The 18,969-nt window shown below is 62.1% G+C and carries 17 protein-coding genes and 2 tRNA genes; all 19 read right to left on the reverse strand.

What is annotated here, in order from left to right:
• Positions 1-67: 67 nt before the first annotated feature.
• Entirely contained in the window at positions 68-247 is a 180-nt protein-coding gene (gene rpmF, locus GDJ93_RS05780) for a 50S ribosomal protein L32 (RefSeq protein WP_022094017.1), read from the reverse strand.
• Between the two features lie 64 nt (positions 248-311).
• Positions 312-866 carry a YceD family protein gene (locus GDJ93_RS05785; protein ID WP_055309521.1) on the reverse strand — a complete coding sequence of 185 codons (555 nt, stop codon included), beginning with the start codon at positions 864-866 and terminating at the stop codon, positions 312-314.
• Positions 866-1,363 (reverse strand): ATP synthase subunit B family protein, encoded by a 498-nt coding sequence (locus GDJ93_RS05790; RefSeq protein ID WP_040358176.1) that lies wholly within the window; start codon positions 1,361-1,363, stop codon positions 866-868. Before GDJ93_RS05790 ends, GDJ93_RS05785 begins: the two co-directional genes overlap by 1 nt.
• 68 nt (positions 1,364-1,431) lie before the next feature.
• Positions 1,432-1,929, reverse strand: coding sequence for a pantetheine-phosphate adenylyltransferase (gene coaD / locus GDJ93_RS05795; protein ID WP_152068081.1), 498 nt, complete (start codon positions 1,927-1,929; stop codon positions 1,432-1,434).
• Positions 1,922-2,566 carry a 16S rRNA (guanine(966)-N(2))-methyltransferase RsmD gene (gene rsmD / locus GDJ93_RS05800; protein ID WP_152068082.1) on the reverse strand — a complete coding sequence of 215 codons (645 nt, stop codon included), beginning with the start codon at positions 2,564-2,566 and terminating at the stop codon, positions 1,922-1,924. Before rsmD ends, coaD begins: the two co-directional genes overlap by 8 nt.
• On the reverse strand, positions 2,563-4,740 hold the full coding sequence (locus GDJ93_RS05805; RefSeq protein ID WP_152068083.1) for an ATP-dependent DNA helicase RecG: 2,178 nt from the start codon (positions 4,738-4,740) through the stop codon (positions 2,563-2,565). Before GDJ93_RS05805 ends, rsmD begins: the two co-directional genes overlap by 4 nt.
• A 10-nt stretch (positions 4,741-4,750) precedes the next feature.
• Positions 4,751-6,412, reverse strand: a complete 1,662-nt coding sequence (locus tag GDJ93_RS05810) for a DAK2 domain-containing protein (RefSeq protein WP_152068084.1) — start codon at positions 6,410-6,412, stop codon at positions 4,751-4,753.
• Positions 6,413-6,439: 27 nt separating this feature from the next.
• Positions 6,440-6,796, reverse strand: a complete 357-nt coding sequence (locus GDJ93_RS05815) for an Asp23/Gls24 family envelope stress response protein (RefSeq protein ID WP_022093773.1) — start codon at positions 6,794-6,796, stop codon at positions 6,440-6,442.
• A gap of 195 nt (positions 6,797-6,991) precedes the next feature.
• Positions 6,992-7,066, reverse strand: a tRNA-Asn gene (locus GDJ93_RS05820).
• A 33-nt stretch (positions 7,067-7,099) separates the two neighbouring features.
• Positions 7,100-7,174 (reverse strand) — tRNA-Asn (locus GDJ93_RS05825).
• Positions 7,175-7,385: 211 nt separating this feature from the next.
• Positions 7,386-8,735: an RNA polymerase sigma factor RpoD gene (rpoD, locus tag GDJ93_RS05830; protein ID WP_152068085.1), complete on the reverse strand. Its 1,350-nt coding sequence runs from the start codon at positions 8,733-8,735 to the stop codon at positions 7,386-7,388.
• 110 nt (positions 8,736-8,845) lie between these two features.
• On the reverse strand, positions 8,846-10,954 hold the full coding sequence (gene dnaG, locus GDJ93_RS05835) for a DNA primase (protein WP_152068086.1): 2,109 nt from the start codon (positions 10,952-10,954) through the stop codon (positions 8,846-8,848).
• Complete coding sequence (gene ribF / locus GDJ93_RS05840) at positions 10,947-11,954, reverse strand: riboflavin biosynthesis protein RibF (RefSeq protein WP_226812494.1); 1,008 nt, start codon at positions 11,952-11,954, stop codon at positions 10,947-10,949. Before ribF ends, dnaG begins: the two co-directional genes overlap by 8 nt.
• Positions 11,951-12,883 carry a tRNA pseudouridine(55) synthase TruB gene (truB, locus tag GDJ93_RS05845; RefSeq protein ID WP_152068087.1) on the reverse strand — a complete coding sequence of 311 codons (933 nt, stop codon included), beginning with the start codon at positions 12,881-12,883 and terminating at the stop codon, positions 11,951-11,953. The genes ribF and truB overlap by 4 nt, the downstream gene beginning before the upstream one ends.
• 15 nt (positions 12,884-12,898) lie before the next feature.
• Positions 12,899-13,942 carry a DHH family phosphoesterase gene (locus GDJ93_RS05850; RefSeq protein ID WP_152068088.1) on the reverse strand — a complete coding sequence of 348 codons (1,044 nt, stop codon included), beginning with the start codon at positions 13,940-13,942 and terminating at the stop codon, positions 12,899-12,901.
• Positions 13,935-14,345 carry a 30S ribosome-binding factor RbfA gene (rbfA, locus tag GDJ93_RS05855; RefSeq protein ID WP_006234038.1) on the reverse strand — a complete coding sequence of 137 codons (411 nt, stop codon included), beginning with the start codon at positions 14,343-14,345 and terminating at the stop codon, positions 13,935-13,937. Before rbfA ends, GDJ93_RS05850 begins: the two co-directional genes overlap by 8 nt.
• Before the next feature lie 11 nt (positions 14,346-14,356).
• On the reverse strand, positions 14,357-17,071 hold the full coding sequence (gene infB, locus GDJ93_RS05860; RefSeq protein WP_006234040.1) for a translation initiation factor IF-2: 2,715 nt from the start codon (positions 17,069-17,071) through the stop codon (positions 14,357-14,359).
• A gap of 91 nt (positions 17,072-17,162) precedes the next feature.
• The gene (gene nusA, locus GDJ93_RS05865) at positions 17,163-18,410 is read right to left on the reverse strand and encodes a transcription termination factor NusA (RefSeq protein WP_152068089.1); all 1,248 of its coding nucleotides are present in this window, start codon (positions 18,408-18,410) and stop codon (positions 17,163-17,165) included.
• A 1-nt stretch (position 18,411) separates the two neighbouring features.
• On the reverse strand, positions 18,412-18,906 hold the full coding sequence (gene rimP, locus GDJ93_RS05870) for a ribosome maturation factor RimP (RefSeq protein WP_152068090.1): 495 nt from the start codon (positions 18,904-18,906) through the stop codon (positions 18,412-18,414).
• Positions 18,907-18,969 lie beyond the last annotated feature (63 nt).

Here is an 18,969-nt window from a genome sequence, read left to right on the forward strand (position 1 = left end):
AATGGCCGACTCATTGAGCCGGCCATTGTGGTTCCATTTGGAACGGCATCGCATCCAGAGTATACCGTTACTCGGTAACGATAACCTCGCGGTCCTTGTAGAAACCGCAGCTGGGGCACACGTGGTGCGGGAGCTTGACAGCACCGCAACGGGGGCACGTTGACTGAGCCGCAGCCGAGATCTTCATGTTGGCGGAACGACGGGTGTGAGTGCGGATACGACCCTGCTTTTGTTTAGGTACGGGCATAGTGACCTTCCTTATGAACTATCCAGTGTGGCGATTACGCGCAAGTAGCGATACTACCACAGTTTTACTCATCAAGCTTGAGATTCTTCAATGCTGCAAATGGATTTTCCGTGGCAGCGGCCCATTCTGCCTCTGCCTGGGCGGCGCAATCGCATTGCTCGACGTTGAGATTGCAACCGCATGTGGGGCACAGACCACGGCAATCGGGCTTGCAGAGCACCACAAACGGCGTGTCCATAACGACCGCGTCATTGATAGGCTCACCCAGATCGACGATACGGTCCTCACCCAGGAGCTCGTAGCCGTCCTCGTAGGCCTCGGGATCCTCGGGCTCCTCAAAGAGGTAGAACTCCTCAATCTCACCGGCAATATCAAACGAAGCGGGCTCCAGGCAACGGTCGCACTCGCCAGTGGCGTGTGCGCGGACCATACCCGTGAGCAAGACACCGGTACCGGCATTGGTAAAGACAACGTCGTAGTCGATGCCGTCCTGAAGCTGGTACTCCTTCTCGCCCACCGTGTAGGTGGCGACATCGACCTTACCGGTCAGCGGATACGAATCTCCAGGAAACTCGAGCTGCTCGGAAAGATCGACGGTAACGCTCGGGAACTCAGCCATTACCACTGACCATTCTGTTGGGCGGCACCCTCGTTGAGCTGCTGACGGCAACGGGTAACGGTGCCGGTCAGGCTCTTGAGGTTCTCCTCCAGGTGCGTAAAGACCTGCTCTGCGTAGTCCTCGGCAGCATAACGCGTCTCGCGCTCGTACTGCTGGGCACGATCGCGGATGTCGTCGGCCTGCTGCTGCGCAAGTCGGACGATCTCCTGCTCACCGGCAATGGTGAGGGCCTGCTGCTGAGCGTCGGCGATGATGGAATCGGCCTGAGCGGCGGCGGAAGCCATAAGCTCCTCGCGCTCCTTAAGGATACGGCGGGACTTCTGCCACTCCTCGGGATAGCTCATGCGGATCTCGTCGAGGATGTTGAAGAACACGTCGGCGTCGATGACCTTGAACTGAGCGTTCTTGCCGAAAGGCGGCTTGGCTTCCTCGATCAGCCCTTCGAGCTCATCGACCAAGCTGACGATCCTATCGCCAGGAAAATTCTCGCCCGGCATCCGGTCTCCTTTCATAGGTAACATATCATCGTGCTAGTTTACCACATGCCACCAGGCAATAAAAAACGTCACGAAAAGCGATGTCTGAGTGCTTCGACCACGTTGGGCGGCACAAACGTCGATACATCGCTGCCGAGCGAGGCGATCTGGCGAACGACCGAGCTCGAGATATAACCGTACTGCGGCGCACTCATGACAAAGATGGACTCCAGCTCGCTATCCAGGCGATAATTGAGGTCGGCCTGCTGCAGCTCATACTCAAAGTCGGTCATGGCGCGCAGGCCCTTGACCACGGCCCCCGCCCCCTGCTCACGAGCGAAGTCGACCAAGAGGCCGGTAAAGGGCAGGACTTCGACGCCGTCGATATTACCGAGCGCCTCGCGGGCCAGCGCCACGCGCTCATCGAGCATAAACGTGGTGCCCACACCGTTTTTACCCTGCGATTCGGCCACGGCGACAATCACGCTGGGAAAGATGCGTCGGGCGCGGCGGATCACATCGATATGGCCAAACGTGATGGGATCGAAGGTGCCCGGGACGATCACGCGATTGATGGTGTCATTCATGGGCGTCCTCCGGGGATACTGCCTCGTCATTTTCGTTAGCATCAGTGCCGCCGTCCTTGCTATCGCCGACCCAACGAAGCAGGTCGACCGAGGTAATGCCGTAGCGCTTCTCACGTACAGTCTCAAAGCCTGCCGGATGCGCGCCCGCATCGGCGGCGGCATGCTCAAACAGGGCATAAGCGCCAGGTGCAAGCAGACCCTGCTGAGCCAGGTTCTGCAGCATTTCCTCGACCGGCTCGGCACCAAAAGCATAGGGCGGGTCGAGCAGGACCAGATCAAAGGGGCCGCCCGGCACACGACCGCGCGAGGCACTCGCCAGCATGTCGCCCGTGACCACGCGCCAACGCGCGCGGTCACGGCAGAGCGACTCGATATTCTTGGTAATGAGCCGCGCGGCGTTGCGATCAATCTCAAACGTCGTGAGCGAGCGGGCCCCACGAGAGAGCATCTCTAACCCTAAGGCACCGGAGCCGCCAAAGGCGTCCAGCACACGAACCTCGTCCAGATCGAAGTCGAATGCCGACATGACCATAGATGCGCACGCCTCACGTACGCGATCAGTCGTGGGGCGGGTGACATCGCGACCACGGGGCTCCTCGATCTTACGACCGCGCCATTCGCCGCCGATGATTCTCATCCTCCGCTGACCTCCTTAAAAATGTGTCGATATCGCATGGCGACCGCATCGCGCAAGGGGCGCGTCGCCACGGAGTCAAGGGTGCTAGCATACCGCAAGAGCTCGACCGCGTCCAAATGGGCCCACTCGATCAGTTCTTCGTCGGCATCCAGGTCGACAAAACGCAGGGTCACGCCACCATGCTGGCGATAACCCAGGATCTCGCCTTCATGGCGCAGACGCAGGTCCATCTGGGCGAGCGTAAAGCCGTCCGAAGTCTTTTCGAGCGACTGGAGACGGTCTTGCGCCGCCGATGCTCCGCCGTTGCCCTTGGAGTGCGTCATGACCAGGCACGTGCCCGACACGCTGCCACGGCCCACGCGACCGCGCAGCTGGTGCAGGGCAGCCAAACCAAAGCGCTCGCCGTTCTCGATGACCATGACGGTGGCGTTAGGCACGTCGACGCCCACCTCGACCACCGTAGTCGAGACGAGCACGTCAATCTCGCCACGCTTGAAGGCATCGATAACCTGGTCCTTCTCCCCCGCCGGCATGCGGCCGTGAAGGCGCTCGACGGTAAGCCCCGGCAACGCAAGACGCAGTCGGTCGAGCTCGGTTGCCGTATCGTGCAGCGGCACGGGGACCGTCACGCGGCCCTCGTCGTCGCGGGCAATACCGGGCACGTCTTCCAGCTCATCGGCCGAATCACTCGGCTCCACGAGCGGGCAAATCACGTAGGCCTGCTGACCCTTTTCATGCGCCTCGCGGATGGCTCCATAGGCGAGGTCACGGCTCGACTCGGTGAGTACGCTTGTCGTCACGCCAGCGCCAGGGACGGGCCGATGGCGGATGATGCTCGTGTCCAGATCGCCGTAGACCGAAAGCGCCAGCGTACGCGGGATGGGCGTTGCCGTCATAACGAGCAGATCGGCACCGGGGCCCTTCGCGCGCAGGGCGTTGCGCTGGCCCACACCAAAGCGGTGCTGTTCATCGATGACCACGAGCGACAGATGCTTGAACATAACGTCATCCGAAAGAACCGCGTGGGTGCCAAAGAGCACGTCAAGCTCGCCCGATTCCAGCTGTGCATGGATGCGCTCGCGCTCTGCGGCCGGCGTGGCACCCGTCAGAAGCGCCCAGGACATGCCGGCCTGCGAGAGCAGAGGGCCGGTCTTATCGACATATTGGCGCGCCAGCACGCCCGTGGGCGCCATAACGCAGGCCTGCGTACCGCTATCGGCAGCCACAGCCAGCGCGCAAGCGGCAACGGCGGTCTTACCGGTACCGACATCGCCCAGCAGCAGGCGGTTCATCACGCGCCCGCCATCGCACATATCGCGCAGGATATCCTGGAACGCGGCCTCCTGCTCGTCGCTCAGCGAAAACGGCAGGGCCTGCTTGAGCGCGGCCAGGTGCTCGCCCGCGGTGTGGGCATAGGGGACCACATCGACCAGGCCGCCGTCGTTGCGCAGACGCAACGCCAGCTGCAGGTAGAGGCACTCCTCGTAGGCCAGGCGACGACGCGCGATGTCGCGCTCTGCCATACTCGATGGAAAATGGATTGAGCGCAACGCGCGGGCATTGCTCATGAGCTTCCGCTTTGCGCGCAGCGGCGCGGGAATCGGATCGAACGGATTGCCGACGACCTCGAGCGCGCCGCTTACGATGCGGCGCATCCACGCCTGGCTCACGCCATCACTCACGTAATGGACCGGCAGGATGGTGCCTGCGGCACGCCCGTCCTCGAGCTTTTCAAAGTGCGGCGAGGCCATCTGCTTAAAGCAGTAGGCAAACTCGACCTTGCCCATCACGGCCAGGCGGTCGCCCTGCTTAAGCTGCTGGGCAATCCAGGGCTGGCGGAAAAAGGCGACCTGCAGCACGCCCGTCTCGTCAACAAGCGAGACCACGGTCACCTGCATGCGCGGACGCGGCTGCTTTTGGACGATACGGTCGACCGTGGCGATGATGGTGCACACGGTACCGATGGGCGCCATCTCGATAGACCAAGAACGGGTAAAGTCGAGGTATCGATGAGGGATATGGAGAAGGAGGTCCCCCACCGTCCGAATTCCCAGACGGCGAAGGGCCTCCTCGCGTTTACCCGAAACATATTTGAGTCGCGCGATATCCTCGTCGAGCGCATTGCTCTGGGCAAAGCGCTCCGAGACGCGCGGCACGGAGCACAGCTCGGACATGGGCAGTTGCCTACTCGATCGAGAAGATCACGGGATAGAGCGGCTGCTCGCCACGATGGGCGTCGATCTCCAAGTCGGGCTGAGCCTCCTCGATAGCGTCGACGATCTCCTGGAAGGCCTCATCGGACAGCTCCTCGCCGGCCAGAATCGTCAGCGCGTCGCCCTCCTCTTCCTCCTGCATGCGGTTGATGCAGTCGAGCGTGACCTGCTTCACGTCAGAGCCGACCACGTCGATGGAGCCGGCGATGATACCCATGACGTCACCGGAGTGAATCGGAGAGCCGTCAGAGGCGCTGGAATCGCGCACGGCGCGGGTGACCTCGCCATCGCGGACCTCGCTGATGGCGTCGACCATGGCGGCGACGGCGTCCTCGAGCTCGGAATCGGGCAGGACCGCGAACAGCGCGGAGAACGCCTGCGGAACGGTCTTGGTGGGAACGACGGCGACCTTCTTGTCCGTGCAGGCAGAAGCTGCGGCCTCGGCAGCCATGCGGATGTTGCCGTTATTGGGCAGGATGATGACCGAGGTCGCGTTGACCTGGTCCACCGCACCCAGCAGGTCTGCAGTCGAGGGGTTCATGGTCTGGCCACCCGACACGATCACGTCGACGCCGAGGGACTTGAGAATGTCGGCCTCGCCAGAACCGGCGGCAACGGCGACAAAGCCCAGCGCCTTGGCGGGCTCGGCGGCCTTTTCCTGGTCCTCGTGAATCTTAGCGGTACGGTCGTGGGCCTCCATCTCCATGTTGTGGATAAAGACCTCGTAAATCTGACCGAGCTGCAGCATGTGCTCGAGTACCAGGTTGGGGGTGTTGGAGTGCACGTGGATCTTGTAGTCGGGGTAGGCACCCACGAGCAGCTCGCAGTCGCCCATGGAGCCTAGGAACTTAAGGCACTCGTCCTCGTCAAACGGGGCGTCGGCCTTAAACAGGAACTCGTTGCAGTAACGGAACTCCGAGCCCTCCCAGTCGTCGTTGGCCTCGATCTCAACGCGACCGAGGGCCGCATCGCGGGCAGAGCCGGCGGAATCAAACGTAGCGGAGAAATCCTCGACCACGGTGCTGCGACCAAGAGCGGCGGCAACAAAGTTCTCCAGGAAGATGGCAAATCCAAAGGCGCCGGAGTCGACCACGCCGTTCTCCTTCAGAACGGGCAGCAGGTCGGGCGTGCGGGCGACGGACTGGTACGCCTCGACGACGATAGCATCGAGCGCATCCTCGGCCGAGAACTTCTTCTTCTCGCACTCGTCGGCCTTGGTCGAGACATCGCGCAGGACCGTGAGGATCGTGCCCTCGATGGGCTTGCGGACAGCCTGGAAGGCAACCTTGACGGCACGACGGAAGGCGAAGGCAATGTTGGCGGACGTAATAGGCTCGTCGGCAGAGACAAGGCCCTCGGCCACGCCGCGAAGAATCTGCGAGGTAATAACGCCGGAGTTACCGCGAGCGCCCATGAGAGAGCCGTGGGTGATGGCACCGGCGATGGCCTCCATATCGGCATCGGCGGGAAGGACAGAGAGCTCCTTGGTCACCGAGGCGAGCGTGAGCGACATGTTGGTGCCGGTATCGCCATCGGGTACGGGGAAGACGTTGAGCTTGTTGATCTCCTCGGCCTTGTCGGAAACGGCAGCCGCAGCGATCGGAAAACAGGTGCGAATGGTCTTTGCAATCATGGGTATTTGAATCTCCGTTTTCGGATGCTAGTTCAGACGGCTCTTGAGCGCGTCGATATGGATGCCGATCTTAAGGCTGGCGGGATCGATCTGGGCGATCTCCTGCAGAGTGAAGGCAACGGAGCTCGAAAGATTGTGGCAGACGGACTTCATGTTGACGCCGTTCTCGAGCACGACGTGAAGATCGACCGTAAGGCCGTTCTCGTCGGCGGAGACAAGCACGCCCTTGCGGAGGCGCTGACCGGCAAGCAGGCGCACGCTCTCGGCGCCCTGGAGCTGCTCAGCCATCCCGACAACGCCATAGCACGTCATCGCGGCATAACCGGCAATATCGGCAATAACGTCGTTCGAGACGCTCAGGCTGCCGTTAATGGTCTCAGACACAAGAATCTCCTTTTCTTGGTGCTCGCGGCACCATGTCGTGGGAGCAATCATTGCAATATTCTACAACGACCGCGCCATGTTGAGGTGGCGGGCCTCGGGATTACATCCTCGACACGAAATGTTGATACGGTAACGTTCGCGAACGGCGATCGCGGCATGAAAAAACCCGCCGCATAAGCGACGGGTTTTACAACCTGGCTCCCCGGGTAGGACTCGAACCTACAACAGCGCGGTTAACAGCCGCGTGCTCTACCATTGAGCTACCGAGGAATTTAAAGCCCAACAGAAAGGGCTGGAAAATTCTGGCTCCCCGGGTAGGACTCGAACCTACAACAGCGCGGTTAACAGCCGCGTGCTCTACCATTGAGCTACCGAGGAATAGGTGCGTGCTCTCAAGCAACGAAGTTTATTATACGGACGAATCAGCTTAGGGCAAGAACTTTTTTAAGAAATTTTCCGACCTAATCATTGGGGACGTTCTTAAACGACTAGTCATTCAAGAACGTCCCCAACGACTACATTAGAACGTCCCCAACAACTACATGAAAGCGCCCTCAAGCGGATGTGCTTGAGGGCGCTTCTTGCTTGACTAACTTTCGATATAGTCCTTCAGCTTACTACTGCGGCTCGGGTGGCGAAGCTTGGCCAGGGTCTTGGACTCGATCTGGCGGATGCGCTCGCGCGTGACGCCAAACTCGCGGCCGACTTCCTCGAGCGTGCGGGGATGACCGTCGACAAGGCCAAAGCGCAGCTCGATAACCTTGCGCTCACGATCAGCAAGCGAATCGAGCACCTGGGTGAGCTGCTCCTGCAGCATGGAGAAGCTGGCGGCATCGGGCGGAACGATGGCCTGGGAGTCCTCGATGAAGTCGCCCAGCTGGGAATCTTCTTCCTCGCCGATGGGGGTCTCGAGCGACACGGGCTCCTGCGAGATCTTCTGGATCTCGCGGACGCGGTCGGCGCTCATGTCCATCTCGGCACCGATCTCCTCGGGGGTCGGGTCGCGACCAAGGTCCTGAAGAAGCTGGCGCTGCACGCGGACGAGTTTGTTGATGGTCTCGACCATGTGCACGGGAATACGGATGGTACGGGCCTGGTCGGCGATAGCGCGCGTGATGGCCTGACGGATCCACCACGTGGCGTACGTGGAGAACTTAAAGCCCTTCTGGTAGTCAAACTTCTCGACGGCGCGAATCAGACCGAGGTTGCCCTCCTGGATCAGGTCCAGGAACAGCATGCCGCGACCAACATAGCGCTTGGCGATGGAGACGACCAGACGCAGGTTTGCGCTGATGAGCGCCTGCTTGGCTTCGAGGCCCACGTTCTCAATGCGCGTAAGGCGACGCATCTCGGCACGCGTGAGTTCGAGCTCACCAGCATCGGCAGCCTCGAGCTTCTCGGTGGCCTCGAGACCGGCCTCGATCTTCATGGCCAGATCGACCTCTTCCGAGGCGGTCAGCAGGTCGACCTTGCCAATCTCCTTGAGGTACATACGGACCGGGTCGCCGGTCAGTATCACCGTGGAGGCATCGATGCCGCGCACGCGCGAACGCGAACGGGACGTGCGCACGGTGCGCTTCTTCTTGCTCTTGGAAGAACCCATCTCGGCGTCGGCCTGACGGGCCATCTTGAGCTCATGATCGTCGAGCGAGCCGGAATCGTGCTCGTCGTCGTCATCGAAATCGTCGGTATCGGTATCGTTATCGTCATCGTCGACGCCCATGGGGGCGTCGTCGTTACCGCTCGCGGAGATAATCTGGATGCCGCTGTTGCGCAGCGCGGAATACACCGCGGTGAGCTGCTCGTCAGAAACATCGATATCCTTCAGGGCGACCTGAATCTCGTCCTCGGTTACCGAAGTCCTGTTTGAGCCGTTGCCCATGAGCTTTGCAACGTAGGATTCCAGCCCAGTACCCGTGCTCTCAGTCTTTTTTGGCACAGATTCTCCCTTCATAGTCCACAGGACTCAATACTTTAGCACACACATTGACGTCTATACCCAAAAAGAGGACTGGATATAGGCGAGAATACGCTGGTTGACCACAACATCTAGGCCTGTTCGGTGCCTGCGGCCTCCAGACCGATTAAACGGAACGGGTCCGCCACGCCGCCGATCGACTTTTGCAACTCGCGTTGACGCTGCGAATCCTGCGCGGCCTGCACGGTCAGCGCGCGACGGGCCTCATCATCGAGCGAACGATCCTGGCGCAGCTTGGCCTGTGCGGCACGCATGCGGCGCTTGATGGTGTAGAGCTCGAGCGTATCGAGCATAAACACGATGTTCGTCTCGGTGGGGTGCTTGCTCGTCGCCGAGATGCGCCCGGCACTCACAAGCGTTGCCGCCTCGGGACACACCGAGCGCGCCGCATCCATGCAGGCTGCAGGATCGGTTCCCGGCGGCGTTGCCAGAACGGCCCATGCGATGGACTCGTGACGTGGGTCAACCCACTCGATGGAGCAGATGCGGTCGGCATACGTGCGGAACAGGTCGGGGTAGCTCGTGAGCATGGTCAACAGTTCGCGCTCCCCTGCCAAGGACTTGCGCTCTAGATCGGTCAAGACCATCGGCGCCGCCGTAGCCGGTGCGTCCGAACCATCAGGCACAGGAACAGAGCCCATACCATCAGGCACGTCGATCGGCGGCAGGTCGTCGACGACCTCCACGGGCGCGGCATCGTAGGCATCGAGCGGGACGTAGTCGTACGGCTCTTCTTCGACCGGCGCGGACACCGGCGGCGTAGCGCCCGATGCCCAAGCACCGCGACCGGCATCGCGGGAACCCGATGCCCGACTGCCCGCGCTACCAGAGCGCTCGGCCTGCGCCCGCTGGCGCTCATAGTTCTGCTCACGACGTCGTTCCGCATCCTCGCGCTTGGCGACATCGCGAAACACGCGACCCGAGCTCGCACGCACTGTCTCCAGATCCAAACCCAACAGGTCGGCAATCTGGATAAAGTACGTGTCGATCATATAGCTGTTGCGCAGCGGATAGATAAGCGTCAGCGCATCCTCGAGCGCCTTTGCACGACCGCCCGGCGTGGTGATGTCGCTCGACTCCTGCAGCGAACGGTACACAAAGTCCATGAGGGGCTCGGAGGCATCGAGGCGCGCCTGCAATGCCTCGCCACCATGTGCGGTGATGAACTCCATGGGGTCGTTGCCGTCGGGCAGTACCACGCAGCGCAGGTCCATCGAATCCTGCTCGATAAACTGAATCGCGCGGCGAGCGGCCTTTTGGCCGGCGGCGTCACCATCGAACATATATACGATGCGCTTGGCAAAGCGAGTGAGCGTCTTGACGTGATGCTCCGTGAGCGCGGTGCCCAGCGTGGCGACAACGTTTTTAATCCCCGCCTCCCAGCAGGCGATGCAGTCGGTATAGCCCTCCACCACAATGGCGGTATCCTGCGCGACGATAAACTCCTTGGCCCAGTTAAAGCCATAGAGGTTTCGCTTTTTATGGAACACGCTCGTCTCGGCGGTGTTGAGATACTTAGGCTGGCCGTCACCCATGATGCGACCGCCAAAGGCAATGTTGTGACCCTGCTCGTCAAAGATGGGAAACATCACGCGGTCGTAGAAGCGGTCGGCAAGTTGTCCGCGTCCACGGCTCACGGCAACGTTGGCGTCGATCATCTCCTGCGGGGTAAAACCCGCCTGGGACAGGTGCGACACCAGCGCGTTACGGCCCGGTGCAAAGCCCAGGCAGTAGCGACGGCAGACGTCGCCACCCATGCCGCGGCTGGCAAAGTACTCGCGCGGACGGCCGTCCTTACCGCGCATGAGCATGGTGTGGTAGAACTGGGCGGTCTCGGCGCACAGATCGTAGATGCGGGCACGCTTGGTGCCGCGCTCGCGGCGATCTCCGGTGTCATGCAGCTCAATACCCGCGCGATCGGCCAAATAACGGATTGACTCGGGAAAGCTCAGGTTCTCGCGCTTCATGATATACGTGAAAACGTCGCCACCCTCGCCGCAGCCAAAGCAATGCCACACCTGCGTGGCGGGGATAATGTGGAAGGACGGCGTCTTTTCGCCATGGAAGGGGCAGCATCCCCAAAACTCATGGCCGCGGGGCTTGAGCTCGACCGTTTCCTGCACGATGGCAACCAGGTCAGACGCAGCGCGTACCTGGTCTTTTTCCTCATCGCTAATCACGGATGCTCACCCCCTGATCGCCCAAGTTGTGACGAATATCTTCGATATTACCCTCGACGGTCGCGATCAACTCATCCAGCGAATCGAACACGCGCGACGGACGCAGCCAGCGCGTAAACGCCAGCGAAACGGAAGCGCCGTACAGGTCGCCCGTATAACCAATTAAGTTAGCCTCGAGATGCGCCGAAGCCGCATCGTCAGCATACGTTGGCGGCAGGCCGACATTAACGGCAGCGGGCCACACGGTGTCATCGACCAGCACCAGACCCTCATACACGCCATCGGCAGGCACCTGAATACCACCGGGAACTTGTAGGTTTGCCGTGGGAAAGCCCATGCCAGAACCCTCGTGACGGCCGCGAATAACACCGCCACGCACCATATACGGACGGCCGAGTAACTCAGCAGCAAGCTCCACATGGCCCTGTCCCAGCTCATGACGAATGCGGGTGGCGCAAATGGCCTCACCGCCCTCGCAAAGCAGGTCGTGACCATACACGTCAACGCCGTGCTCGGAACCCCAGGCGCGCATCTCGGCAACACCAAAAGCACCGCCACGACCCAGCCTAAAGTCGCTGCCAACGCGAATCGATCGAATGTCGACCAGACGCGACACCAGCGAGAGAAAATCAACATGGTCAAGCGCCGCAACCTCAGACGTAAAGGGAACGGCCACCACCGCATCGATCCCGGTTTGAGCCAGGGCATGCAGACGGTCGGCCGTCGTCATCAATTTTTGAGCGGGCGAAGGGCTCACCACGACGTCCGGGTCCGGATCGAAGGTGACCACGACCGCCTTGCAGCCATGGGCGCGGGCATCACGGACAAGCGCTTCGATGAGCTCCTGGTGTCCACGGTGAACGCCGTCGAACACGCCGATGGCAATCGATGCGGCACCCAAGTGCTCGCACTCATCAAACGCATCGGCAGCAACGATGCGAGCCTCGTCCAACTCGCCCGCGAAAAAGATTCGCGCGAGCTCGCGAGCGGAAAGCATCATCGAACACCGCCGATTGCCTGCGGAAACACATGCTCCATGACAAAGCGGCCGCTCTCAATACGGGCGAGCGCCTTGAGTCCCCCATCGAGTACCAACGCAAACGGCGCCTTCGAGACATCGAAATCGGCAAGCGCACGCTCAACGGGAATGCGTCGGCCGCAGAGCAGGTCGTCGGCAAGATTGCCCGGCAAGTCAACACGCGTGGCGCCCAGGGCCGCGATGGGATCCAGGGCAAAGCCAGCGGCGGACTCGGGAGAAAGCTCCTCCACCGTATGACAGGCGCCAATGGAAACAACACCGGAGGCCGTGCGGCGCAGCGCGGAAATGTGCGCGGCGCTCTCACAGGCACGGCCCAGGTCGCGAGCGAGCGCACGAATGTAGGTGCCCTTGCTCACCGAGAACGCCACCGTCCACACACATGTATCACCTTCGCCACCCACGGCGATCAGGTCAGCGGCATAGACCTCGACGGGGCGCGGAGGTAGGTCCACCGCATTACCCGCGCGAGCAGACTTGTAGGCGCGAACGCCATTGACCGAGATAGCCGAAAACGCCGGCGGCACCTGCATCTGCGGACCCAGCATGGCGGCCAAGCACTCACGGGCATAGGCAGGATCGCGCAGCTCGTTGGCAACAGCCACGGTGCGGACCGCCTCGCCCTCCGCATCATCGGTATTGGTCTCGGCACCAAACGAAATGTCGGCGACATAGCTTTTGGTATCGAGGGTTAGCATGCCCAGCAGACGGGTGGCCTGGCCCACGCCCACCACCATGACGCCGGATGCCATGGGGTCGAGCGTGCCGGCATGGCCGACGCGCCGCTCATGGAGGGCGCGTCGGCATTGCGAGACCACATCGTGGGACGTGCAGCCCACCGGCTTATCGACGGCGAGCAGCATATTCAGTTGAGAAGGCGTACGACGAGCCATGTACCATCCAAAAAGTTAAAGCTCGACGGTCACCGAAGCGGGATCCTCCCCTACCAGCTCGGCCAGCATGGGAAGTGCCACGGTAAGCGTCTCGAGAATCGTTCCGTTATTGGAGAAACCGGCGGCAGCGGGATGTCCGCCTCCGCCAAAGGCAGCAGCGATCTCGGACACGTTGAGGTCGCCCTTGGAGCGAAGGTTGCCGCGCACCTTGGTATCGCCCTCGATACCCTTCAGGAACAGGCAGACCTCCACGCCCATCACCGAGCGCACCACGTCAACCAGGCCGTCGCACTCATCCGAGGTGACACCGCAAGCCTCAAGGTCGCTCTGATAGGCATAGCTATACGCGACGCGCCCGTGCGCCACTGTCTTGATGCGGCCCATAACGATGGACTTGAGATGCAAAAACTCTACGCGCATGCTCTGGTAGACCTCGAGCGCAACGCGCGCCGGATCGGCACCGTGGGCAACCAGACGCGAGGCCGCATGGAACGCAGCAGCATCGGCATTCTGGTACTGGAAACGGCCGGTATCGGTAACCAAGCCACACAGCAGGCAGGTCGCAACGCCATCACGAGCGACAATGCCACAATTGTCCAAGAAACGGTCAATGATCATGGCGCAGGCTGCAGCTTCAACGCGCCTCAGGCTGAGCTCGGCAAACTCCTCACGCGCCGGATGGTGGTCGAAACACACCACATGCTTGGAGCGACGAAGCACCTCGGCGGAATTATTGAGACGCTCGACGACCGGTACGTCCACCGAGATGAACAGGTCCGGATTGCCGGTGTACGTAGATGCCGGCACCAGACGATCGGCACCCTCCATAAAGCGGTAGATGCGCGGAACTGGGTCATCGTCTGCCAGCAGCAGGGCAATGTCCTTGTTGGGGAAAAACTTCATGAGCGAAAGGCCCAGACCCAATACGGAGCCCAAGGCATCGCCATCGGGAGAAGTATGTCCCGAAATCGCAATGGAGGACGCACCCTCGATGAGCTCGAGGATGCGTCGCTGAATATCTGCAGACTCGCACGAGGCGAGGTCGGCGGAATTAGTCATCTAAAGCTGCCTCCTGGGCGGCATCCGCTATCGGATAGCCGTCCTCGTCCTTTTCGATCGCAAGCGTGGCGGGAACGTTTTCCAGCGCACGCGTGATGCGCTCGGCCTCATCGGTCGAGCGATCGATGCGAAAATCGAGCTCGGGCGTAACACGCCAATCGAGCGAGCGAGCCAACAGGCTGCGAATACGGCCCTTAGCGCTTGCGAGCGCCTCCATGACCTCGTCGTAGCGGCTCGCATCGCACGACACGTACACGCGCGCGAACGAACGGTCCACCGCGACCTCGACCGCAGTCAAAGTAACCAGGTCGAGACGCGGATCGGAAACCTCAAAGAGCAGGATATAACCGAGCTTCTCGCGAAGCTGCTCGCCCAGACGGCGGGTTGCCTGCGTTTGCTTCATAGCGCTACCCCCTACTCGGTACGGGCAACCTGGTCGATGCGGTAACCCTCGATCTGGTCGCCGGGCTTGATGTCCTGGAAGTTCTCCAGGCCAATGCCGCCCTCGGAACCGCTCTTGAGGCTCTTGGCCTCGTCCTTGTAATGGCGCATCGAGGCGATCTTGCCGTTGAAGACCACGATACCGTCGCGCACCAGACGCACGGAATCGGTCGCGGCGATCTCGCCCTCTTCGACGCGGACACCGGCGGCGATACCGACTTTGGGCACCTTGAAGGTGTCCAGGACGGTCGCGGTACCCGTGGCGACCTCGACCTCGGTGGGCTTGAGCATGCCGATACGGGCGGCGTCGAGCTCCTCGAGGCACTTGTAGATGACGTCGTAGCAACGGATCTCGACGCCCTCGCGCTCGGCGGCGGAGCGGGCCTTACCGTCGGGACGGACGCCAAAGCCGATGATGATGGCGTTGGAGGCATCGGCCAGAACGACGTCGGTCTCGTTGATGGCGCCAACGGCGGAGTGGATCGTGTTGATGCGAACCTCGGACTGATCCATCTTGTCGAGCGAGTCCTGAAGAGCCTCAATGGAACCCTGGACGTCGGCCTTGATGATCAGGTTGAGCTCCTTGACCTCGGCGTCGGCGATGGTCTCGAAGAGGTTCTCGAGCGTGACGTGCTTGACGCGGCTCTGCTCCTCGATACGGGCCTTGAGCGAACGCTCATCGGCCAGGGCGCGTGCCTCGCGCTCATCCTCGAACACGCGGAACTCGTCGCCGGCGTTGGGCACGGACTGCAGGCCCAAAATCTCGACGGCGTCGGAGGGACCGGCCTCGGTGACGGCGCGGCCCTTGGGGTCGAGCATGGCGCGGACGCGGCCGTAGGTGAGGCCGGCGACCAGCGTATCGCCCACGTGCAAGGTACCGCGGGTCACGAGCACGGTAGCGACCGAGCCGCGGCCCTTGTCGAGCTTGGCCTCGAGGACGTTGCCGGAGGCAAAGGTGTCCGGGTTGGCCTTGAGCTCGAGCACGTCTGCCTGGAGCAGCACGGTCTCCAGAAGGTCGTCGATACCGATCTTCTGCTTGGCCGAGATGTTGACGAACATGTTCTGTCCGCCCCACTCCTCGGGGATGACGCCGTACTCGGTGAGCTCCTGACGCACACGGTCGGGGTTGGCGCCCGGCTTATCGATCTTGTTGACGGCGACGACGATGGGTACGCCGGCGGCCTTGGCGTGGTTGATCGACTCGACGGTCTGGGGCATGACGCCGTCGTCGGCGGCGACGATCAGGATGACGATGTCGGTCACCTTGGCACCACGGGCACGCATAGCCGTAAAGGTAGCGTGACCCGGGGTATCGATAAAAGTGATCTTGCGGTCGTTGATCATGACCTGCGAAGCGCCGATGGCCTGCGTAATGCCGCCTGCCTCGCCGGCAGCAACGCCGGTATGACGGATGGCGTCGAGCAGCGACGTCTTGCCGTGGTCGACGTGGCCCATGACGGTGACGACCGGGGCGCGCGGCTTAAGGTCGGCGGGATCGTCGTAGAACGAGAAGGTGTTCTCCTCCTCGGGGGTGATGATCTTGATCTGACGGCCCAGGTCGTCGGCAACGAGCTCGACGAGGTCGTCGGACATGGACTGCGTCATGGTGAGCGGCGTGCCCAGCAGGAACAGACGCTTGATGATGTCGTTGGCCGGAACGTCGAGTGCCTCGGCAAGCTCCTGGACGGTAACGCCCTGGGAGACCTTGATGGCGTCGAGGTCCTCGGGGTTCACGCCCTGGGCCAGCGCCTCCTCTATCTTGCGCTCCTCCTGAGCCTTGGCAGCCTCGCGCTCGCGCTTCTCCTTGCGCTTCTTGCGGCGACCGGTGGACTCGCGAGAGGCCTCCTCGACGGCAGCACGAGCCTCCTCGAGCACCTTTTCGCGGCTGTACTCCTCGGCCTCGCGAGCCATGCGGCTGTAGTGGTCCTCTTCGTTGTTGTGACCGCCCTTGCGCTTCTTGCCCTTGCCCTGCTTATCGGGGTTGGGGAAGTCCATGCCGGCAGCGACGTTGTTGCTGGCGTTGGTGCGATGGCTGTGCGGACGGCTCTCGGAGGCGTTGCGCTCGGAGTTGTTGTCGGAGGCGTTGCGATCGTTACGACGGCCACCGCGGCGGTCGTTGTTGCCGCCACGACGGTTACCGCGCTCGGCGGCGCGCTCGGCCTTGGCCTTGTCCTCGGCGTCCTTCTTCTCCTTGAGCACGGTCTCCTGTGCGGCGATCTGGTCGAGCAGCGAACGGAAACGCGAACCAGAGTCGGAAGCGGGAACGGCGCGGCGCTGGGCCTCGCGGGCAGCCTCCTCCTTCTCGCGGGCAAGGCGCTCCTGCTCGGCCTTCTTCTTGGCCTCGGCCTCGGCGCGGGCAGCCTCCTCGGCAGCCTGGGCTGCGGCAAACTGGCGACGCTCCTCCTCGCGGGCCTTCTCGGCGGCGATGCGCTCGCGCTCGGCCTCGGCGGCGCGAGCGGCCTCCTCGGCGGCAGCTGCCTGCTCCTCGGCCTGCTTGGCGGCCTCGACTTCCTGGGCGCGGGCCTCGATCACCGAGGCGAGCTGCTTGCGGACCATGGCGACATAAGCGTCCTCCAAGGTGGAGGAAGCGGACTTAGCGGGAATCTTCATATCGGCGAGATGACCCATCAGTTCCTTGGAGGTCATGCCGAACTCTTTGGCCAGGGTGGACACACGGACTTTTGCCATATGACTTCACCTACCCTTTCTGGCACCTTGGGTGCCTAGAGACTGAACGAGCGTGGGAGACGCGCCGGGACCCGCCCGGCGCGACCGCGCGCTAGATCAGGTCCTCCGCATCATCGAAGGCGTCGGTGTCGTGGACACCGCAGAAACGGGAGCCGGGACGAGCCTGGTTGCGGCACTGGATGCCGTCCTCGGACACGTACTCGCAGCGGCGGACGTCCTCGTCCTCCTCGTCACCGATCAGGTCGGCGGCGGGCTCCTCGTGAACGGGAACGTTCTTGAGGATGTCGGCGGCAAGGGTCTCGGACTTGATGTCGATGTGCCAGCCGGTCAGGCGCGCGGCGAGGCGGGCGTTCTGGCCCTCCTTGCCGATGGCGAGGGACAGCTGGTCGTCGGGCACGATGACGCCGGCGTAGGCCTTCTCCTCGTCGATGAGGACGCGAGTGACCTTGGCAGGCGAAAGAGCGTTGGCGACGTAGACGGCAGGATCGGCATCCCAAAGGATGACGTCGACGCGCTCGCCACGGAGCTCGCCCACGACAGCGCGAACACGGCTGCCCTTGGGGCCGACGCAGGCGCCCACGGGATCCAGACGGTCGTCGAGCGAGTGGACGGCGACCTTAGAGCGCTGGCCGGGCTCGCGGGCGATCGACTTGATCTGGACGGTGCCCTCATAGATCTCGGGCACCTCCTGCTCAAACAGACGACGCATGAGCTCGGGGTGAGTACGGGAGATGACAATCGGCGGACGGCTGTGCTCGCCACGAACCGGCTGCAGGTTGGAGTTGGGGTCGCGAACGTCGATAATCACGGCCTTGATGTGCTGGTTGTGCAGGTAGCGCTCGCCCATCGGACGCTCGTTGCGCTCGTTCTCGTAACGGCGCTGGTCGAAGTGCGGCAGCTCGGCCTCGACGCCCTCGCGAATCTTGACGATCGTGAAGTCGGGCGTGGACTGCAGCACGGTACCGCTGATGAGGTCACCGATGCGGTCGGAGAACTCCTCGTAGATCTGCTCGCGGGCGGAGTTGCGCACGATGGCGTTGATCTCGGCCTTGGCGTGCTGGGCAGCGATGCGGCTCGTATTCTTGGGGGTGACGTCGATCTCCTCGAACTCGGTGAAGTTGCCCTCCTCGTCCATGGAATCGTCGATCGGCTCCAGGCGGTAGACGTAGATCTTGCCGGTGGTGCGGTCGATGGTCACCTTGGCGCCCCACTCAAGATGCAGGATCTCGGCATAGCTCTTGGCGAGCGACTGCTCCAGGCGGTCGATCAGGTAGAGCTGGTCGATGTGCTTCTCCTGGCAAAGCTCCATCAGGGCGGACATCATGTCGGATGCTGCCATCTTACTTTCCTTCCTTCGCGGGCTTGAAGTCGTAGGTGGGCTTCAACTTGCACTTTTTAACATCAGAGAAATCGAGGGTAACGGACTCGCCGTCCTCAAGCTCGAGGGTCACGTTCGTCTCGGTGGCGGCGGCAATCTTGCCGGCGTACTTGCGACGGCCCTCGGTAGCGGTGGAGGTGAGCTCACAGTTCTCACCCACAAAGCGGGCAAAGTCGCACGGGCGGCGCAGCGGGCGCGCCATGCCCGGGCTCGACACCTCGAGCGTATAGCTCGAAGAGATGGGGTCGAGCTCCTCAATCACATCGCCGACCCACTTGGTGTTGGCCGTGACGTCGTTGAGCGACAGGCTCTGACCCTCGGCACCCTCGATACGCACGCGCACGCAGGGGGCCTTGGTGGCACCCACGAGCTCGACGTCGACGATGTCGATATCGTGCTGGGGAGCGACGGCCTCGAGCGCGTCGATGATCGCCTGCTCGGTCTTGGTCTTGACCATTGCGGCACCTCCATCCATACAAAAAAGAAGCGGGGCCGAAACCCCACTTCTTTCAATTACAAC

The sequence above is a fragment of the Collinsella aerofaciens genome, assembly GCF_902501475.1.
Classification (GTDB): Bacteria; Actinomycetota; Coriobacteriia; order Coriobacteriales; family Coriobacteriaceae; genus Collinsella; species Collinsella aerofaciens_AL.